Here is a 16,434-nt window from a genome sequence, read left to right as displayed (position 1 = left end):
ATAATTAAAGATGATCAGACGGTCGTTGAACCGCCTATCAGATAAATAAAAAATCAATTGATTTTAGGAGGAACATTTTAAAATGGCTAAAGAAAAATTTGACCGTTCTAAACCCCATGTAAACATTGGTACTATTGGACACGTTGACCATGGTAAAACTACTTTAACAGCTGCAATTGCTACAGTATTAGCTAAACATGGTGGCGGAGAAGCTGCCAGCTATGCTGAAATTGATAATGCTCCAGAAGAAAAAGAACGTGGAATCACAATCAATACTTCACATATCGAGTATGAAACTGATGCACGTCACTATGCGCACGTTGACTGCCCAGGACACGCGGACTACGTTAAAAACATGATCACTGGTGCTGCACAAATGGATGGAGCTATCTTGGTAGTATCTGCTGCTGATGGCCCTATGCCTCAAACTCGTGAGCACATCCTGTTATCACGTAACGTTGGTGTACCATACATCGTTGTTTTCTTAAACAAAATGGATATGGTTGACGACGAAGAATTGCTTGAATTAGTTGAAATGGAAGTTCGTGATCTATTATCAGAATACGATTTCCCGGGAGATGACACTCCAGTCATCGCTGGTTCTGCTTTGAAAGCATTAGAAGGCGACGCTTCTTACGAAGAAAAAATCTTGGAATTGATGGCTGCGGTTGATGAGTACATCCCTACTCCAACTCGTGACACTGACAAACCATTCATGATGCCAGTTGAGGATGTATTCTCAATCACTGGTCGTGGTACTGTTGCTACAGGACGTGTTGAACGTGGACAAGTTCGTGTTGGTGACGAAGTTGAAATCGTTGGTATCGCTGAAGAAATCAACAAAACAACTGTTACAGGTGTTGAAATGTTCCGTAAATTGTTGGATTACGCTGAAGCAGGAGACAACATCGGTGCATTGTTACGTGGTGTAGCACGTGAAGATATCGAACGTGGACAAGTATTGGCTAAACCAGCTACAATCACTCCACATACAAAATTTAAAGCTGAAGTTTATGTTTTATCAAAAGAAGAAGGTGGACGTCATACACCATTCTTCACTAACTACCGCCCTCAGTTCTACTTCCGTACAACTGACGTAACTGGTGTAGTTGAATTGCCAGAAGGTACTGAAATGGTAATGCCTGGTGATAACGTAGCAATGGACGTTGAACTGATTCACCCAATCGCGATCGAAGACGGTACTCGTTTCTCTATTCGTGAAGGTGGACGTACTGTTGGTTCAGGCGTTGTTACTGAAATCGTTAAATAATTCAATTTAACATATAGCAATAGAACTGGTTTGGAAAAACTGGTGTACTCGGACGTAAACGGCTCTTCTGTCATCCTTTGGGATGATAGAAGAGCCGTTTTTATCTTGAGATATTGATTGGATGGTTGAGTTTCTTCTATTAAATAATCTGCCAACCCGAAAAACCTTCTTATTTTTTTAGTCATTTTATTTTCTCCCCAATACTATTTTTATATAATCGCTCAATTCGCTTGATCTCTGTAGCTAAGATTTTTTTACCTGTTTTGGTCACGATATAATTTTTTCTGCGATTTTCTGTATATTTCATTGCCTCTAGTGAAAATAAACAAGAAAAAATGAATTTGTAGAAATGAATGGTAGTAAGGGAAAAACGGAGGACTTTGAAAGAAAATTATTTCTTGAAAATAATTGTGAAAGTACTGAAAAAAGCCTTGCTATTCAAGCCTTTCTGTAATATAATCATAAAGGTGCTGTTTACAGAAGTGTGAATGCACTGGTAATTCTGAAAAAGAATTTGCCGGCTGTGAAACGAGAGGTTGCGACACGCCCGGACGCTTTGCCATGGACGAGCGTGACGGAGATTTTCGTGGAGCCATGTCTACTTTTCAAAATAGGCGAAGGAGGGAAAAAAGATGGCAAAACAAAAAATTCGTATCCGTTTAAAAGCGTATGAACATCGTATTTTAGATCAATCAGCGGATAAAATTGTGGAGACTGCAAAGAGAACTGGAGCTGGTGTATCAGGTCCGATTCCATTGCCGACAGAGCGCTCATTATACACAGTTATCCGTGCGACACATAAATACAAAGATTCACGCGAACAATTCGAAATGCGTACTCACAAACGTCTGATTGACATTGTGAACCCAACACCAAAAACAGTTGATGCTTTGATGAAGCTTGACTTACCATCTGGTGTGAATATTGAAATCAAACTATAATAAAAAAATTAAGATGATGGAGGTGTACTCATGACCAAAGGAATCTTAGGGAAAAAAGTTGGAATGACGCAGATCTTTACTGAGTCAGGTGAATTGATCCCAGTAACAGTTGTAGAAGCTACTCCAAACGTAGTACTGCAAGTGAAAACTGTCGGAACAGACGGCTACGAAGCGATTCAAGTCGGGTACCAAGACAAACGTGAAGTATTAGCAAACAAACCAGCGAAAGGTCATGTTGCAAAAGCAAACACGGCTCCTAAGCGCTTCATTAAGGAATTCAAAGATGTTGAGCTGGGAGAATATAAAGTTGGAGAAGAAATCACTGTAGATGTTTTCCAAGCAGGTGACATCGTTGATGTTACGGGTACTACGAAAGGTAAAGGATTCCAAGGGGTTATCAAACGCCACGGACAAAGCCGCGGACCAATGTCTCACGGTTCCCGTTACCATCGTCGTCCTGGGTCAATGGGTCCAGTTGCACCTAACCGTGTATTTAAAAATAAAAAGCTTGCCGGCCGTATGGGTGGCAACCGCGTAACGATTCAAAACCTTGAAATCGTGAGAGTAGATGCAGATAAGAATGTTATCCTGATTAAAGGAAATATTCCTGGATCTAAAAAATCATTAATTACAATCAAATCAGCTGTGAAAGCTAAATAATTGTTAGGAAAGGAGGAACTATGGAATGCCGAATGTAGCATTATTTAAACAAGATGGAACTCAAAATGGTGAAGTGACATTAAACGAAGAAATCTTCGGAATTGAACCAAATGAAAGTGTTGTCTACGATGCAATCATCATGCAGCGCGCTTCATTAAGACAGGGAACACATGCAGTGAAAAACCGCAGTGCTGTTCGCGGCGGTGGTCGTAAGCCATGGCGCCAAAAAGGAACAGGTCGTGCCCGTCAAGGTTCAATCCGTTCACCACAATGGCGTGGAGGTGGTATTGTTTTTGGACCTACACCACGTTCATACAGCTACAAACTTCCTAAAAAAGTTCGTCGCTTGGCAATGAAATCTGTACTGTCAGAAAAAGTTGCTGAAAATAATCTGGTAGCTGTTGAAGGTTTAAGCTTTGACGCACCTAAGACAAAAGAATTCAAACAAGTTCTTGGAAACCTGTCTATTGATACAAAAGTATTGGTGGTATTGGAACCTGAGAATGATTTTGCAGCATTATCAGCTCGCAACCTGCCAAACGTTTCTGTTGTCACTTCAGACAATATCAGCGTATTGGATATCGTTTCAAGCCAAAAAATGCTTGCAACACAAACTGCTCTTACTCAAATTGAGGAGGTGCTTGCATAATGAACTTACTAGACGTAATTAAACGCCCAGTGATCACTGAGAAATCAATGCTTGCTATGGACGACAAGAAATATACATTCGAAGTAGATGTACGCGCAAATAAAACTTTAGTGAAACAAGCTGTTGAAGCTGCGTTTGACGTAAAAGTGAAAAACGTAAACATCATCAACGTGCGTCCTAAATTCAAACGTATGGGTAAATATGCAGGATATACTAAAAAACGTCGTAAAGCTGTTGTGACGTTAACAGATAATTCAAAAGAAATCCAAATTTTCGACGCTGCTGAATAATCAGCAGCAATAGAGAGAATGATCAAAGTAAAGTAGGAGGGAAATAAAGACGTGGCGATTAAAAAATACAAACCTACCACAAATGGCCGTCGTAACATGACGAGTTCTGATTTCGCTGAAATCACAACTGCAACACCGGAAAAAACGTTATTAAAGCCATTAAAAAACCATGCCGGTCGTAACAACAATGGCCGCATTACAGTTCGTCATCAAGGTGGCGGTCACAAACGTCAATACCGTGTGATTGACTTTAAACGTAACAAAGACAATGTTGTTGCGCACGTTAAAACAATTGAGTATGATCCAAATCGTTCTGCTAATATTGCATTAGTTCATTACGAAGATGGAGTAAAAGCATATATTTTGGCACCAAAAGGACTGGAAGTTGGCATGACTGTCGTTTCTGGACCGGAATCTGATATCAAGATTGGTAACAGCCTGCCATTGGAAAATATTCCAGTTGGTACTGTTGTTCACAATATTGAAATGAAACCTGGCAAAGGCGGACAATTAATCCGTTCAGCTGGAACAAGTGCTCAAGTACTTGGTAAAGAAGGAAAATACGTGTTGATTCGTTTGAATTCAGGCGAAGTTCGTATGATTCTTGCAACATGCCGTGCAACTGTCGGATCTGTTGGTAATGAACAGCACGAACTGATCAACATTGGTAAAGCAGGTCGCTCTCGTTGGATGCGCAAACGCCCAACTGTACGTGGTAGCGTAATGAACCCTAACGATCACCCACACGGTGGTGGTGAAGGTAAAACACCTATCGGACGTAAGGCGCCAGTATCACCTTGGGGTCAACCAGCACTTGGCTACAAAACTCGTAACAAAAAAGCAAAATCAGACAAACTTATCGTTCGTCGTCGCACTAAATAATCTATTTGACCATGTGTCGCACATTTTGAGAGGAGGTTCACCATGGGTCGTAGTTTAAAGAAAGGGCCTTTCGCTGATGATCATTTATTGAAAAAAGTGGAAGCTCAACAAGGCGCTGAAAAGAAAAAAGTCATTAAAACTTGGTCTCGTCGTTCTACAATCTTCCCAAGTTTTGTAGGATTTACAATTGCTGTATATGATGGACGCAAACATGTTCCTGTATACATCCAAGAAGACATGGTAGGACATAAATTAGGTGAATTTGCACCAACTAGAACTTATCGCGGACATTCTGCCGATGATAAGAAAACTAGACGCTAATTTTTAGGGAGGGAAATATCAACATGGCAGAACAAATTACATCAGCTAAAGCAACTGCAAAAACAGTTCGCACTTCTCCTCGTAAAGCGCGTTTAGTAATCGATCTTATCAGAGGGAAAAGCGTTGCGGATGCAATTTCAGTTTTGAAATTCATGCCGAACAAATCTGCTGGAATCATTGAAAAAGTTTTAATGTCAGCAGTTGCTAACGCAGAAAACAATTTCGACTTAGATGTTGAAAACTTGGTTGTATCTGAAGCTTTTGTCAACGAAGGACCAACTATGAAACGGTTCCGTCCACGTGCCAAAGGTTCAGCATCACCAATCAACAAACGTACAAGTCATATTACAGTAGTAGTATCAGAGAAATAATCAGTATAAAACTTGTTTGTTAACACAAGTATCAACAATTAAGAGGAGGACCACTTAGCTCTTTGCGTTTTAACGCTTAGAGATAATGGATACCGGACCTTGAAAATAAACTTGTTTTTATTAAAACAAGTGTCAACAATTAAGAGGAGGGACAATCAGTGGGTCAAAAAGTACATCCAATAGGAATGCGTGTAGGCATCATCCGCGACTGGGATGCAAAATGGTATGCTGAAAAAGAGTATGCTGAATTCTTGCACGAAGATTTGAGAATCCGTAAATTTATCGCAACAAAACTTGCTGATGCCGCTGTGTCTACAATTGAGATTGAGCGCGCTGCAAACCGTGTGAACATTTCAATCCACACAGCTAAACCAGGCATGGTTATTGGTAAAGGCGGATCTGAAGTTGAAAACCTTAGAAAAGAATTGAACAAACTATCTGGTAAAAGAGTTCATATCAACATTATTGAAATCAAAAAGCCAGATTTAGACGCTAAATTAGTCGGCGAAGGAATTGCACGTCAGTTAGAAAACCGTGTGGCATTCCGTCGTGCGCAAAAACAAGCAATCCAACGTACAATGCGTTCTGGTGCTAAAGGAATTAAAACCCAAGTATCAGGTCGTTTGAACGGTGCGGATATTGCTCGTTCAGAAGGATATTCAGAAGGAACTGTTCCTCTTCATACATTGCGTGCAGATATTGATTACGCATGGGAAGAAGCAGACACAACTTACGGAAAATTAGGAGTAAAAGTGTGGATCTATCGTGGAGAGATTCTTCCAACGAAAAAAAACACTGAGAAAGGAGGGAAATAAACATGTTAGTACCTAAACGTGTAAAACATCGTCGTGAGTTCAGAGGTAAAATGCGCGGTGAAGCAAAAGGCGGAAAAGAAGTCGTGTTTGGTGAATGGGGATTACAAGCAATTGAATCTCACTGGATTACAAACCGTCAAATCGAAGCTGCCCGTATCGCTATGACTCGTTATATGAAACGTGGCGGGAAAGTGTGGATCAAAATTTTCCCTCACAAATCTTATACAAGTAAAGCGATTGGTGTTCGTATGGGTAAAGGTAAAGGAGCTCCGGAAGGCTGGGTTTCTCCAGTAAAACGTGGGAAAATCATGTTTGAAATCGCCGGTGTACCTGAAGAAGTGGCCCGTGAAGCTCTTCGTCTTGCATCCCACAAATTACCAGTTAAAACTAAAATCGTAAAACGTGAGGAAATGGGTGGTGAATCGAATGAAGGTTAAAGATATCAGAGAATTAACCACTGCCGAAATGCTTGATAAAGAAAAACAGTTCAAAGAAGAATTGTTCAATCTTAGATTCCAATTAGCAACAGGACAATTAGAAAATACTGCACGTATTAAAGAAGTACGTCAATCGATTGCACGCATCAAAACAGTATTGCGTGAACAAGCTAACTAATAGTGGAAGGAGGCCAAACGCGTATGACTGAAGAAAGAAATCAGCGCAAAGTTTATCAGGGACGTGTTGTTTCAGACAAGATGGATAAAACAATCACTGTTGTCGTTGAAACAAAGAAAAACCATCCTGTTTATGGTAAACGTATCAAATATTCTAAGAAATACAAAGCTCATGATGAAAACAACACAGCCAAAGTTGGAGACATCGTAAGAATCATGGAAACTCGTCCATTATCAGCTACAAAACGTTTCCGCTTACTAGAGGTAGTCGAAGAAGCAGTTATTATCTAATAAAACGAGATTTTCCTATATAGATTGAAGTACAAAATCTGAAAGGAGGATACACATCGTGATCCAACAAGAAAGCCGATTAAGAGTTGCTGACAACTCAGGTGCACGTGAAATTCTAACGATCAAAGTCCTTGGTGGTTCTGGTCGTAAAACTGCTAATATTGGTGACGTAATTGTTGCTACGGTTAAACAAGCAACGCCAGGTGGTGTTGTCAAAAAAGGTGAAGTAGTTAAAGCCGTTATCGTTCGTACAAAATCAGGAGCTCGTCGCCCGGACGGTTCTTATATCAAATTTGACGAAAATGCTGCGGTAATTATCCGTGACGATAAAAGTCCGCGCGGTACACGTATCTTCGGACCTGTTGCACGTGAATTACGTGAAAACAACTTTATGAAGATCGTTTCTCTTGCACCAGAAGTATTATAATCGAAACACTTATCAAAGGAGGTGCGAAACAGTAATGTTTGTTAAAAAAGGCGATAAAGTAAAAGTTATCACTGGTAAAGATAAAAACAAAGAAGGCGTTGTATTAGCAGCGTTTCCTAAAAAAGACAAAGTTATCGTTGAAGGTGTCAACATCATGAAAAAACACCAAAAACCAAACCAGGCATCACCACAAGGTGGTATTCTGGAAGTAGAAGCACCGATCCACATTTCGAATGTAATGGTGATCGATCCTTCAAACGGAGAAGCTACTAAAATTGGTTATAAAGAAGTAGACGGTAAAAAAGTACGTGTTTCTAAAAAAACAGGTGAAGTTTTAGATAAATAGAAATTGAGGAAGGAGGGGCTTGTTGAATGAACCGCCTGAAAGAAAAATATATTAAAGAAGTAACACCATCATTGATGGAAAAATTCAATTACAGTTCAATCATGCAAACACCAAAAGTTGACAAGATTGTTATCAACATGGGTGTAGGTGACGCTGTTTCAAACGCAAAAAACCTTGATAAAGCTGTGGAAGAACTAGCTTTAATCTCTGGTCAAAAACCAATTATTACAAAAGCTAAGAAATCAATCGCTGGATTCCGTTTACGTGAAGGAATGCCGATCGGTGCGAAAGTAACACTGCGCGGAGAAAGAATGTATGAATTCTTGGATAAACTGGTATCAGTTTCTCTACCTCGTGTACGTGACTTCCACGGTATCAGTAAAAAAGCCTTTGACGGACGCGGTAATTACACTTTAGGTATTAAAGAACAATTAATCTTCCCGGAAGTTGATTACGATTTAGTAGATAAAGTACGCGGTATGGACATCGTTATTGTGACAACTGCAAACACTGATGAAGAATCTCGTGAGCTATTGGGACAATTGGGAATGCCATTCCAAAAATAATAAAAGGAGGCGAACTACGTGGCTAAAAAATCAATGATTGCTAAAAACAAACGCCCTGCTAAACATTCAACACAGGCTTATACTCGTTGCGAACGTTGCGGACGTCCACATTCAGTTTATCGTAAATTTCATCTTTGCCGTATTTGCTTCCGCGAACTTGCCTATAAAGGACAAATTCCCGGCGTGAAGAAAGCTAGCTGGTAAACAAGTAAACTTGCATAAAGGAGGTAACTAGTTCAATGGTCATGACAGATCCAATTGCAGATTTTCTAACTCGCATTCGTAATGCGAACATGGTTAAACATGAAAGTTTGGAAGTGCCTGCATCAAAAATCAAACGTGATATCGCTGAAATCCTGAAACGTGAAGGATTCATCCGCGATGTAGAATATATTGAAGATGACAAACAAGGCGTGATTCGTGTTTTCCTTAAATATGGAAAGAACGACGAGCGTGTTATCACTAACTTAAAACGTATCTCTAAACCAGGTTTACGTGCTTATGTAAAAGCAGACGAAGTACCAAAAGTACTGAATGGTTTAGGAATCGCAATCATCTCGACTTCTGAAGGTGTCGTAACAGACAAAGAAGCAAGATCAAAAAATATCGGCGGCGAAGTAATCGCCTACGTATGGTAATTTAAAAGAATACACAAGGAGGTGTCTCTAAGTGAGCCGTATTGGTAATAAAGTAGTTGTTCTTCCTGCTGGCGTTGAAGTGAAGCAAGACGGAAACAACATAACTGTAAAAGGACCTAAAGGTGAATTAACTCGTGAATTCTCTTCAGATATTACAATGAATATCGAAGGAGCAGAAGTAACTTTCACTCGTCCAAATGACAGCAAAGAAATGAAAACAATCCACGGAACAACCCGTGCAAACTTCAACAACATGGTTGTTGGCGTAAGTACAGGTTTCGAAAAAGCTTTGGAGCTTATCGGGGTTGGGTACCGTGCACAAGGACAAGGCAACAAATTAACATTAAACGTTGGATACTCTCATCCAGTTGAAATGACTGCTCCTGAAGGTGTAACGTTTGAAGTGCCTACAAATACTCAGGTAATTGTAAGAGGTATTAATAAAGAACACGTTGGCGAATTAGCAGCGAATATCCGCGGCGTTCGTCCTCCAGAACCTTATAAAGGCAAAGGTATCCGCTATGTTGGTGAATATGTACGCCGTAAAGAAGGTAAAACTGGTAAATAATAAAAGATGTGTAGGAAAATCGCTTAGAAGCGAGCAACAAGAGAAATCAACTTTGTTGAAACGAAGTTTCAATCAAGTGATTTGCTTGTGCCGCAGCTTCTATTTTCCGGAACTCGTTACTCTCGGGTTTTAGAGAAAATCGCTTAGACTGATTTTTCAACGGTCATTTATTTACAGTTTCTGGTCTAAAACTGCTGAACAGGCAGTTTATTAAAATTAAGAGGTGACAATTGTGATTACAAAACCAGATAAGAATAAAACACGTCAGAAGAGACACAATCGTGTTCGTAATAAAATCTCTGGTACTGCTGAGTGCCCACGCTTGAACGTTTTCCGTTCTAATAAAAACATCTACGCTCAAATCATTGATGACGTAGCGGGTGTGACGCTAGCAAGTGCCTCTGCCTTGGATAAAGATATTTCAGGTGGAACAAAAGTTGAGCAGGCTGCTGCAGTTGGTAAACTGGTTGCAGAACGTGCTGCTGAAAAAGGTATTAAAGAAGTAGTCTTTGACCGTGGTGGATACCTTTACCATGGCCGCGTGCAGGCTCTAGCAGAAGCTGCACGTGAAAATGGACTGGAATTTTAGGAGAAGGAGGAACACCATTCATGGTTTATATTGATCCAAAGCATTTGGAATTAGAAGACCGCGTTGTTGCAATCAATCGTGTAACAAAAGTTGTTAAAGGCGGACGTCGTCTGCGTTTTGCGGCTTTAGTGGTTGTCGGTGACAAAAACGGGCATGTTGGTTTTGGTACTGGTAAAGCTCAAGAAGTACCGGAAGCAATTCGTAAAGCGATTGAAGATGCGAAGAAGAACTTAATTGAAGTTCCTATGGTTGGTTCTACCATCCCTCATGAAGTAATCGGAGTATTTGGCGGCGGCCGTATTCTAATGAAACCTGCAGTAGAAGGTTCTGGAGTAGCAGCTGGCGGACCAGTTCGTGCCGTATTGGAGTTAGCTGGGGTAGCTGATATCACATCTAAATCACTAGGTTCAAATACGCCAATCAATGTTGTTCGTGCAACAGTTGATGGATTAACTCAATTAAAACGCGCTGAAGAAGTGGCAGCACTTCGCGGCAAATCTGTAGAAGAAATTATCGGTTAAGGAGGACAACAATAATGGCTGAATTAAAAATTACTTTAAGACGCAGTGTTATCGGACGTCCTCAAAACCAACGTGATACAGTAAAAGCGTTGGGATTGAAAAAAATGAACAGTTCGGTTGTTAAACCAGCTAATGAAGCTATCAAAGGTATGGTTAACACGATCTCTCATTTAGTGGACGTAGAAGAAGTTTAATTTACTCAAGTAGATTGTAAGGAGGTGCCAAACCACAATGAAACTTCATGAATTGAAACCCGCTGAAGGTTCCCGTAAAGTACGTAACCGTGTTGGACGTGGTACTTCATCTGGTAATGGTAAAACAGCAGGCCGTGGACAAAAAGGGCAAAAAGCTCGTTCAGGCGGCGGTGTACGTTTAGGATTTGAAGGGGGTCAAACTCCATTGTTCCGTCGTTTACCAAAACGCGGATTTACAAATATTAACCGTAAAGACTATGCAGTAATCAATTTAGATGTGTTAAATCGATTCGAAGATGGAGCTGAAGTAACACCTGTTGTCTTGAAAGAAGCAGGATTCGTTAAAAACGAAAAGGCAGGAATCAAAGTTCTTGCAAGCGGTGAATTAACGAAGAAATTGACTGTTAAAGCAGCAAAATTCTCTAAAGCAGCGCAAGAAGCTATTGAAGCTGCTGGTGGATCTATCGAGGTGATCTAATGCTTAAACTATTAAAGGATGCTTTTAAAGTCAAAGACATTAGATCAAAGATATTCTTTACATTGTTTATCTTATTAATATTTCGTTTAGGGGCTCATATTACTGTGCCGGGTGTTAATGCCAAAGGGTTGCAGGAATTGAGTGGTCTGCCATTTCTAAATATGTTGAATATTGTCAGCGGTAGTGCAATGCAGAATTTCTCCATCTTTGCGATGGGGGTTTCTCCATACATTACTGCATCGATTATTATTCAGCTGCTGCAAATGGACATTGTACCAAAGTTTGTTGAATGGTCGAAACAGGGAGAAGTCGGTCGTAAGAAGCTGAATCAGATGACTCGTTATCTGACAATCGGTTTGGGTATTGCCCAGTCGTTTGCTTTAACTTATGGGTTCAACTCCTTGAGCCAAATAGGAATTGTAAAAAATCCTACGACCTCAACGTATGTTATGATTTCCGTTGTTTTAACTGCGGGTACACTTTTCGTTACCTGGATGGGAGAGCAAATTACAGAAAAGGGAATTGGTAATGGTGTGTCAATGATTATCTTTGCCGGGATTATTTCAGGCTTGCCTGGAGCTGTCAAAGAAATTATTGAAGATTACTTCATTAACATTAATTCATCTGATCTGGTGAACTCTATCATCTTTGTAACAGTATTGGTTATTGCAATTTTACTGATCGTAACTGTTGTTACATTTGTACAGCAGGCAGAAAGAAAAATTCCAATTCAATATACAAAACGTGTATCTGGAGCTCCAACCAGCAGTTATCTGCCATTGAAAGTGAATGCCGCTGGGGTAATCCCGGTTATCTTCGCCAGTTCATTAATTTCAACACCTAATGCAATTTTGCAGGGGTTTGCTTCTAATTATACTGGGGAGACATGGTATGAAATCATGACAGAAATTTTCAACTACAACACAGTACCCGGTGCAGTCATTTATACTGTACTGATCGTTGCTTTTACATTCTTCTATGCATTTGTTCAGGTTAATCCGGAGAAACTTGCGGAAAATCTGCAAAAACAGGGAAGTTATATACCAAGCGTACGACCAGGTAAAGGGACAGAGGATTACGTGTCCGGAGTGTTGATGAGACTGAGTGTCGTTGGTTCTATATTCTTGGGTATCATTGCTTTGCTGCCAATTATTGCGCAAATGCTTTGGAACCTGCCTCAATCAATTGGGTTGGGCGGAACCAGCCTGCTGATTATCATCGGTGTTGCGTTGGAAACAGCGAAGCAACTAGAAGGTTTAATGTTGAAACGTCAATATGTTGGCTTTATCAATAAGTAAGAATCGTGTGTTGAGGATCTTCCTCAGCACCATTCTCACATATTTTCTAGATTGATTCAGCTTACTCAGATTTATCTAGCTTTACAGGTCAGCATTTAGAGAATGACAGATGAGTACTTTAAAGGAAGCAGCTCATTGTTTCTGTTTTTCAACTGTTGCTGTTTTAAACCTGTTCAGCTTTTAAATTTAGGAGGAAAACAAATGAACCTCATTTTAATGGGACTTCCCGGAGCAGGGAAGGGAACGCAGGCAGAAAAGATTATCGACAAATATGGGATTCCTCATATTTCTACTGGTGATATGTTTCGAGCTGCAATGAAGAACGAAACTGCTCTTGGAGTTAAAGCAAAATCGTTTATGGATAAAGGTGAACTGGTTCCGGATGATGTAACAAATGGAATCGTAAAAGAACGTCTTGCTGAACCGGATACAGAAAAAGGCTTTCTGTTGGACGGGTTTCCAAGAACGATTGATCAGGCTAAAGCTTTGGATAAAATGCTTAAAGAGTTAGACAAAAAAATTGATGCTGTAATTGACATCCATGTAGAAGAGAATGTGCTGATCGAACGGTTGGCGGGGCGCTATATGTGTAAAAACTGCGGAGCGACCTATCACAAACTTTTCAACCCTACAAAAGTAGAAGGAACATGTGATCGATGCGGCGGACATGAGTTCTATCAAAGAGAAGATGACAAACCTGAAACGGTGAAAAATCGTTTAGCGGTAAACATCGAAAGCAGTGCGCCGATTTTGGCTTACTACAAAGATAAGAACTTGCTGCACACAATCGATGGAAATCGTGAAATCGCTGATGTATTCTCCGATGTAGAAAAAATTATTGAAGAGAAATAGTCGATCCAGATTTGCCCGCCGGTTTCCGTTGTGTCTGTGCTTAGTAGATTCTCTTGCTAAATAGAATATTTTATGCTAAACTGTATCAGTCCGACTTCTATGCGATTTTTTAGAAGTTAAATTGAAAATTCCAGGTGGGAGCAGCAGTTTCCGCCGTTTTATCGTGTGAAAATGCGAAACAAGTACAAGGAGGTACTGTGCGTGGCAAAAGATGATATGATTGAAATCGAAGGTACAGTCGTCGAAACTTTGCCGAATGCAATGTTTAAAGTCGAATTGGAAAATGGGCATGTTGTATTAGCTCATGTTTCCGGTAAAATCCGTATGCATTATATTCGAATTTTACCCGGGGATAAAGTAACTGTTGAGTTATCACCATATGATTTAACTCGCGGTCGCATCACCTACCGATTTAAATAATTGTACTCCGTAAAATCTCAGGAGGTATTATCATGAAAGTAAGACCATCAGTAAAACCAATGTGTGAACATTGTAAAGTAATTCGTCGTAAAGGACGCGTTATGGTTATTTGCCCGGCAAATCCAAAACATAAACAGCGTCAAGGATAATAGGAGGTGTAACGAATAATGGCTCGTATTGCAGGAGTAGACATTCCTCGTGATAAACGTGTAGTAGTTTCTCTTACTTATATTTTCGGTATTGGTAACACTACTGCGAAACAAGTTTTAGCGAATGCAGGCGTATCAGAAGAAGTTCGTGTTCGTGACTTAACAAATGAACAGACAGATGCGATCCGTGCAGAAATTGACAAATTAAAAGTTGAAGGTGACCTTCGTCGTGAAGTGAACTTGAATATTAAACGTCTGATGGAAATCGGTTCATACCGTGGAATCCGTCACCGTCGTGGATTACCGACTCGTGGACAAAACACGAAAAATAATGCACGTACTCGTAAAGGCCCAGCTCGTACTGTAGCAGGCAAGAAAAAATAATTCCTAAGTGAAGGAGGTTAGAACTTCATGGCAGCAAAGAAAGTTAGTCGTAAACGCCGTGTGAAAAAGAATATAGAAGCTGGAATTGCACATATCCATTCTACATTCAATAATACAATTGTGATGATTACTGATACTCATGGAAATGCGTTAGCATGGTCATCAGCAGGATCTTTAGGCTTCAAAGGAAGCAAAAAATCAACTCCTTTTGCCGCTCAAATGGCTGCAGAAGCTGCAACTAAGGTAGCACAAGAACATGGACTTAAAACTGTCGAAGTAACAGTTAAAGGACCTGGCTCTGGACGTGAAGCAGCAATTCGTTCATTACAAGCAACAGGTTTAGAAGTGACTGCAATTCGTGACGTGACTCCAGTTCCTCATAATGGATGCCGCCCTCCAAAGCGTCGTCGTGTTTAATGAGTGCTGCTCATTTTGAGTTTGAAATTAAAAGGTCATTGAACAAGACACTTTTCGTTTTGAAAGGGGTATAGATAAGAATGATTGAATTTGAAAAACCAAGAATCGAAAAAATTGATGAAGATAGAGATTATGGCAAGTTCGTTGTAGAGCCTCTTGAACGAGGTTATGGGACTACTTTAGGCAATTCTCTACGTCGTATTTTATTATCTTCATTACCTGGGGCCGCAATTACGAATATTCAAATTGACGGTGTTTTACATGAATTCTCCACGGTTAAAGGTGTTAGAGAAGACGTGACACAGATCATTCTGAATATTAAAGGATTAGCGCTTAAGCTCTATGCTGAAGAAGAAAAAACCCTTGAGATCGATATTACAGGACCCGCTGCAGTAACTGCCGGCGATATTATCGTAGACAGTGATGTTGAGATCCTAAATAAAGATTTACCTATCTGTAGTGTTGCTGAAGGAGCTACTTTCCATGCTCGCTTAACAGTGAAACCTGGTCGTGGCTATGTTCAAGCAGACGAAAACAAAAAGGAAGATATGCCGATTGGTGTTCTGCCTGTCGATTCCATCTACACACCAGTACGCCGTGTGAACTACCAGGTAGAAAATACGCGTGTTGGACGTCGTGATGACTTCGATAAACTAACAATGGAAATATGGACAGATGGATCAATCATTCCACAGGAAGCTCTTAGTTTAGCGGCTAAGATTATGACTGAGCATTTAGATATCTTTGTGAATCTGACTGATGAAGCGAAAAACGCTGAAATTATGGTAGAAAAAGAAGAAACACAGAAAGAAAAAATGCTGGAAATGACCATCGAAGAACTAGACCTGTCTGTTCGTTCATATAACTGTTTAAAACGTGCAGGAATTAATACTGTACAAGAGCTTACAAACAAATCTGAACCTGAAATGATCAAAGTACGTAATTTAGGCCGTAAATCTCTTGAAGAGGTTAAGCTGAAATTATATGATTTAGGTTTAGGCTTACGTAAAGACGATTAATACTTTTTACGAAGGAGGGAAACCAACGTGGGTTATCGTAAATTAGGACGCACATCTAGCCAACGTAAAGCGATGTTGCGTGACTTAACAACTGACTTAATTATTAACGAACGTATTGTTACGACTGAAGCTCGTGCAAAAGAAGTTCGTTCAACAACTGAAAAAATGATTACTTTAGGTAAACGTGGAGATCTTCATGCACGTCGTCAAGCTGCTGCTTATGTGCGTAATGAAGTTGCCAGTGTTCGTGAAGAAAATGAAGCTATCGTAGTTGAATCAGCTTTACAAAAACTGTTCAATGACTTAGGACCTCGTTACGCAGAACGCCAAGGCGGATACACTCGTATCCTTAAAACTGAACCTAGACGCGGAGATGCTGCGCCAATGGTAATCTTGGAATTTGTTTAATAATCAAACTATACCGTCACTTTATAGATGATTCTGTTAGAGTGTTATGATGTTGG

30 protein-coding genes are annotated in these 16,434 nt (G+C 40.1%); all 30 read left to right on the top strand.

Annotation, left to right across the window (positions count from 1 at the left end; translation table 11 throughout):
* Window positions 1–82: 82 nt before the first annotated feature.
* Window positions 83–1,270 (top strand): elongation factor Tu, encoded by a 1,188-nt coding sequence (gene tuf, locus LI951_RS06285; RefSeq protein WP_202068189.1) that lies wholly within the window; start codon window positions 83–85, stop codon window positions 1,268–1,270.
* Window positions 1,271–1,902: 632 nt separating this feature from the next.
* Window positions 1,903–2,211 (top strand): 30S ribosomal protein S10, encoded by a 309-nt coding sequence (gene rpsJ / locus LI951_RS06280; protein WP_010734471.1) that lies wholly within the window; start codon window positions 1,903–1,905, stop codon window positions 2,209–2,211.
* A 30-nt stretch (window positions 2,212–2,241) separates the two neighbouring features.
* The gene (gene rplC, locus LI951_RS06275) at window positions 2,242–2,871 is read left to right on the top strand and encodes a 50S ribosomal protein L3 (RefSeq protein ID WP_202069133.1); all 630 of its coding nucleotides are present in this window, start codon (window positions 2,242–2,244) and stop codon (window positions 2,869–2,871) included.
* Between the two features lie 25 nt (window positions 2,872–2,896).
* Complete coding sequence (rplD, locus tag LI951_RS06270; protein WP_202069135.1) at window positions 2,897–3,520, top strand: 50S ribosomal protein L4; 624 nt, start codon at window positions 2,897–2,899, stop codon at window positions 3,518–3,520.
* Window positions 3,520–3,810 carry a 50S ribosomal protein L23 gene (gene rplW / locus LI951_RS06265; protein ID WP_202069136.1) on the top strand — a complete coding sequence of 97 codons (291 nt, stop codon included), beginning with the start codon at window positions 3,520–3,522 and terminating at the stop codon, window positions 3,808–3,810. Before rplD ends, rplW begins: the two co-directional genes overlap by 1 nt.
* A 51-nt stretch (window positions 3,811–3,861) precedes the next feature.
* Window positions 3,862–4,692 (top strand): 50S ribosomal protein L2, encoded by an 831-nt coding sequence (gene rplB / locus LI951_RS06260; protein WP_202069137.1) that lies wholly within the window; start codon window positions 3,862–3,864, stop codon window positions 4,690–4,692.
* A gap of 42 nt (window positions 4,693–4,734) precedes the next feature.
* Complete coding sequence (gene rpsS, locus LI951_RS06255) at window positions 4,735–5,013, top strand: 30S ribosomal protein S19 (RefSeq protein WP_202069138.1); 279 nt, start codon at window positions 4,735–4,737, stop codon at window positions 5,011–5,013.
* 23 nt (window positions 5,014–5,036) lie between these two features.
* Entirely contained in the window at window positions 5,037–5,384 is a 348-nt protein-coding gene (gene rplV / locus LI951_RS06250; protein ID WP_202069145.1) for a 50S ribosomal protein L22, read from the top strand.
* 158 nt (window positions 5,385–5,542) lie between these two features.
* A complete protein-coding gene (gene rpsC, locus LI951_RS06245; protein ID WP_202069146.1) occupies window positions 5,543–6,199 on the top strand; it encodes a 30S ribosomal protein S3 in 657 nt (218 codons plus the stop codon).
* A 2-nt stretch (window positions 6,200–6,201) separates the two neighbouring features.
* Entirely contained in the window at window positions 6,202–6,636 is a 435-nt protein-coding gene (gene rplP, locus LI951_RS06240; RefSeq protein ID WP_202069147.1) for a 50S ribosomal protein L16, read from the top strand.
* Window positions 6,626–6,814, top strand: coding sequence for a 50S ribosomal protein L29 (gene rpmC / locus LI951_RS06235; protein WP_202069148.1), 189 nt, complete (start codon window positions 6,626–6,628; stop codon window positions 6,812–6,814). The genes rplP and rpmC overlap by 11 nt, the downstream gene beginning before the upstream one ends.
* A gap of 23 nt (window positions 6,815–6,837) precedes the next feature.
* Complete coding sequence (rpsQ, locus tag LI951_RS06230) at window positions 6,838–7,104, top strand: 30S ribosomal protein S17 (protein WP_202069149.1); 267 nt, start codon at window positions 6,838–6,840, stop codon at window positions 7,102–7,104.
* A 58-nt stretch (window positions 7,105–7,162) separates the two neighbouring features.
* Window positions 7,163–7,531 carry a 50S ribosomal protein L14 gene (gene rplN, locus LI951_RS06225; protein WP_086349668.1) on the top strand — a complete coding sequence of 123 codons (369 nt, stop codon included), beginning with the start codon at window positions 7,163–7,165 and terminating at the stop codon, window positions 7,529–7,531.
* A gap of 34 nt (window positions 7,532–7,565) precedes the next feature.
* Window positions 7,566–7,877, top strand: a complete 312-nt coding sequence (gene rplX / locus LI951_RS06220; RefSeq protein ID WP_202069150.1) for a 50S ribosomal protein L24 — start codon at window positions 7,566–7,568, stop codon at window positions 7,875–7,877.
* A gap of 26 nt (window positions 7,878–7,903) precedes the next feature.
* The gene (gene rplE, locus LI951_RS06215) at window positions 7,904–8,443 is read left to right on the top strand and encodes a 50S ribosomal protein L5 (protein WP_202069151.1); all 540 of its coding nucleotides are present in this window, start codon (window positions 7,904–7,906) and stop codon (window positions 8,441–8,443) included.
* Window positions 8,444–8,461: 18 nt separating this feature from the next.
* Window positions 8,462–8,647 carry a type Z 30S ribosomal protein S14 gene (locus LI951_RS06210; protein ID WP_002356214.1) on the top strand — a complete coding sequence of 62 codons (186 nt, stop codon included), beginning with the start codon at window positions 8,462–8,464 and terminating at the stop codon, window positions 8,645–8,647.
* A 35-nt stretch (window positions 8,648–8,682) separates the two neighbouring features.
* Entirely contained in the window at window positions 8,683–9,081 is a 399-nt protein-coding gene (gene rpsH / locus LI951_RS06205) for a 30S ribosomal protein S8 (RefSeq protein WP_202069152.1), read from the top strand.
* A 31-nt stretch (window positions 9,082–9,112) separates the two neighbouring features.
* The gene (gene rplF, locus LI951_RS06200; RefSeq protein WP_229441614.1) at window positions 9,113–9,649 is read left to right on the top strand and encodes a 50S ribosomal protein L6; all 537 of its coding nucleotides are present in this window, start codon (window positions 9,113–9,115) and stop codon (window positions 9,647–9,649) included.
* A 232-nt stretch (window positions 9,650–9,881) separates the two neighbouring features.
* Window positions 9,882–10,238, top strand: a complete 357-nt coding sequence (rplR, locus tag LI951_RS06195) for a 50S ribosomal protein L18 (RefSeq protein WP_202069156.1) — start codon at window positions 9,882–9,884, stop codon at window positions 10,236–10,238.
* 20 nt (window positions 10,239–10,258) lie between these two features.
* On the top strand, window positions 10,259–10,759 hold the full coding sequence (rpsE, locus tag LI951_RS06190) for a 30S ribosomal protein S5 (protein WP_086349674.1): 501 nt from the start codon (window positions 10,259–10,261) through the stop codon (window positions 10,757–10,759).
* A 14-nt stretch (window positions 10,760–10,773) separates the two neighbouring features.
* On the top strand, window positions 10,774–10,953 hold the full coding sequence (rpmD, locus tag LI951_RS06185) for a 50S ribosomal protein L30 (protein ID WP_202069159.1): 180 nt from the start codon (window positions 10,774–10,776) through the stop codon (window positions 10,951–10,953).
* Window positions 10,954–10,990: 37 nt separating this feature from the next.
* Window positions 10,991–11,431: a 50S ribosomal protein L15 gene (rplO, locus tag LI951_RS06180; protein ID WP_202069161.1), complete on the top strand. Its 441-nt coding sequence runs from the start codon at window positions 10,991–10,993 to the stop codon at window positions 11,429–11,431.
* Window positions 11,431–12,729, top strand: a complete 1,299-nt coding sequence (gene secY / locus LI951_RS06175; RefSeq protein ID WP_202069163.1) for a preprotein translocase subunit SecY — start codon at window positions 11,431–11,433, stop codon at window positions 12,727–12,729. The genes rplO and secY overlap by 1 nt, the downstream gene beginning before the upstream one ends.
* A gap of 201 nt (window positions 12,730–12,930) precedes the next feature.
* Window positions 12,931–13,581, top strand: coding sequence for an adenylate kinase (locus LI951_RS06170; RefSeq protein ID WP_202069165.1), 651 nt, complete (start codon window positions 12,931–12,933; stop codon window positions 13,579–13,581).
* A gap of 201 nt (window positions 13,582–13,782) precedes the next feature.
* Window positions 13,783–14,001 (top strand): translation initiation factor IF-1, encoded by a 219-nt coding sequence (infA, locus tag LI951_RS06165; protein WP_067395111.1) that lies wholly within the window; start codon window positions 13,783–13,785, stop codon window positions 13,999–14,001.
* Between the two features lie 32 nt (window positions 14,002–14,033).
* Complete coding sequence (rpmJ, locus tag LI951_RS06160) at window positions 14,034–14,150, top strand: 50S ribosomal protein L36 (protein WP_002288710.1); 117 nt, start codon at window positions 14,034–14,036, stop codon at window positions 14,148–14,150.
* Between the two features lie 18 nt (window positions 14,151–14,168).
* The gene (gene rpsM, locus LI951_RS06155) at window positions 14,169–14,534 is read left to right on the top strand and encodes a 30S ribosomal protein S13 (RefSeq protein ID WP_202069167.1); all 366 of its coding nucleotides are present in this window, start codon (window positions 14,169–14,171) and stop codon (window positions 14,532–14,534) included.
* A 27-nt stretch (window positions 14,535–14,561) separates the two neighbouring features.
* Window positions 14,562–14,951 carry a 30S ribosomal protein S11 gene (gene rpsK / locus LI951_RS06150; protein WP_202069169.1) on the top strand — a complete coding sequence of 130 codons (390 nt, stop codon included), beginning with the start codon at window positions 14,562–14,564 and terminating at the stop codon, window positions 14,949–14,951.
* A gap of 80 nt (window positions 14,952–15,031) precedes the next feature.
* On the top strand, window positions 15,032–15,970 hold the full coding sequence (locus LI951_RS06145; RefSeq protein WP_202069171.1) for a DNA-directed RNA polymerase subunit alpha: 939 nt from the start codon (window positions 15,032–15,034) through the stop codon (window positions 15,968–15,970).
* A gap of 27 nt (window positions 15,971–15,997) precedes the next feature.
* Entirely contained in the window at window positions 15,998–16,378 is a 381-nt protein-coding gene (gene rplQ / locus LI951_RS06140) for a 50S ribosomal protein L17 (RefSeq protein WP_229441613.1), read from the top strand.
* The last annotated feature ends 56 nt before the right edge of the window (window positions 16,379–16,434 follow it).

The organism is Enterococcus sp. BWT-B8, assembly GCF_020567625.1.
Lineage (GTDB): Bacteria > Bacillota > Bacilli > Lactobacillales > Enterococcaceae > Enterococcus_L.
Note: the sequence above shows the minus strand (reverse complement) of the source record. Positions and strands in the feature narration are given on the sequence as shown.

Excerpts from the sequence above, each read along its gene's own strand:
- tuf (WP_202068189.1), top strand. The coding sequence starts at position 83 with ATGGCTAAAGAAAAATTTGACCGTTCTAAACCCCATGTAAACATTGGT.
- rpsJ (WP_010734471.1), top strand. The coding sequence starts at position 1,903 with ATGGCAAAACAAAAAATTCGTATCCGTTTAAAAGCGTATGAACATCGT.
- rplC (WP_202069133.1), top strand. The coding sequence starts at position 2,242 with ATGACCAAAGGAATCTTAGGGAAAAAAGTTGGAATGACGCAGATCTTT.
- rplD (WP_202069135.1), top strand. The coding sequence starts at position 2,897 with ATGCCGAATGTAGCATTATTTAAACAAGATGGAACTCAAAATGGTGAA.
- rplW (WP_202069136.1), top strand. The coding sequence starts at position 3,520 with ATGAACTTACTAGACGTAATTAAACGCCCAGTGATCACTGAGAAATCA.
- rpsS (WP_202069138.1), top strand. The coding sequence starts at position 4,735 with ATGGGTCGTAGTTTAAAGAAAGGGCCTTTCGCTGATGATCATTTATTG.
- rplV (WP_202069145.1), top strand. The coding sequence starts at position 5,037 with ATGGCAGAACAAATTACATCAGCTAAAGCAACTGCAAAAACAGTTCGC.
- rplP (WP_202069147.1), top strand. The coding sequence starts at position 6,202 with ATGTTAGTACCTAAACGTGTAAAACATCGTCGTGAGTTCAGAGGTAAA.
- rpmC (WP_202069148.1), top strand. The coding sequence starts at position 6,626 with ATGAAGGTTAAAGATATCAGAGAATTAACCACTGCCGAAATGCTTGAT.
- rpsQ (WP_202069149.1), top strand. The coding sequence starts at position 6,838 with ATGACTGAAGAAAGAAATCAGCGCAAAGTTTATCAGGGACGTGTTGTT.
- rplX (WP_202069150.1), top strand. The coding sequence starts at position 7,566 with ATGTTTGTTAAAAAAGGCGATAAAGTAAAAGTTATCACTGGTAAAGAT.
- rplE (WP_202069151.1), top strand. The coding sequence starts at position 7,904 with ATGAACCGCCTGAAAGAAAAATATATTAAAGAAGTAACACCATCATTG.
- rpsH (WP_202069152.1), top strand. The coding sequence starts at position 8,683 with ATGGTCATGACAGATCCAATTGCAGATTTTCTAACTCGCATTCGTAAT.
- rpsE (WP_086349674.1), top strand. The coding sequence starts at position 10,259 with ATGGTTTATATTGATCCAAAGCATTTGGAATTAGAAGACCGCGTTGTT.
- rpmD (WP_202069159.1), top strand. The coding sequence starts at position 10,774 with ATGGCTGAATTAAAAATTACTTTAAGACGCAGTGTTATCGGACGTCCT.
- rplO (WP_202069161.1), top strand. The coding sequence starts at position 10,991 with ATGAAACTTCATGAATTGAAACCCGCTGAAGGTTCCCGTAAAGTACGT.
- secY (WP_202069163.1), top strand. The coding sequence starts at position 11,431 with ATGCTTAAACTATTAAAGGATGCTTTTAAAGTCAAAGACATTAGATCA.
- LI951_RS06170 (WP_202069165.1), top strand. The coding sequence starts at position 12,931 with ATGAACCTCATTTTAATGGGACTTCCCGGAGCAGGGAAGGGAACGCAG.
- rpmJ (WP_002288710.1), top strand. The coding sequence starts at position 14,034 with ATGAAAGTAAGACCATCAGTAAAACCAATGTGTGAACATTGTAAAGTA.
- rpsM (WP_202069167.1), top strand. The coding sequence starts at position 14,169 with ATGGCTCGTATTGCAGGAGTAGACATTCCTCGTGATAAACGTGTAGTA.
- rpsK (WP_202069169.1), top strand. The coding sequence starts at position 14,562 with ATGGCAGCAAAGAAAGTTAGTCGTAAACGCCGTGTGAAAAAGAATATA.
- LI951_RS06145 (WP_202069171.1), top strand. The coding sequence starts at position 15,032 with ATGATTGAATTTGAAAAACCAAGAATCGAAAAAATTGATGAAGATAGA.